Below are 392 nucleotides of genomic sequence, written 5' to 3' on the forward strand. Positions count from 1 at the left end.
TTCGCCTGCCTGCACCGCATCACAAGCCTGTTTTTCATAACTGTCAGCTTTTTCCAACTGCACATTGCTGGTGGTCTCCGGATTCGTTTCTGTGCCATGATTTGATGAGTTATGCATTAAAGCGGACAAGTCGAAAATACCGTTGCCAGCATTTTTAAGCAGTTCAGGTACGGCGGTAGTCTGGCTTGTACCGGTCTTCACCCATTTTGGGTCGTTCGGGTCGCTGATGCCTTCCACATATTCACCGCGCGCGGCGGCAAGCTGTCGGTTGGCTTCTTCTACCGCGTCTTTTTCCGGAGTGTGTCGGGCAGCCGTGAGAGCTTCCTCGGTGGGGTTCTCGTGATCAGTCTCCGTTAAGTTGGCGTTGATATACCCCTGAAGGCGTCCGGGGT

General features: G+C 53.3%; 1 protein-coding gene. It reads right to left on the minus strand.

The annotated features are described in order from the left end of the window. On the minus strand, positions 1 to 392 hold a 392-nt coding region (locus tag KJQ97_RS09680), incomplete at both ends, for a hypothetical protein (RefSeq protein WP_214120734.1).

The sequence above is a fragment of the Campylobacter sp. 2018MI01 genome, assembly GCF_018501205.1.
Classification (GTDB): Bacteria; Campylobacterota; Campylobacteria; order Campylobacterales; family Campylobacteraceae; genus Campylobacter_E.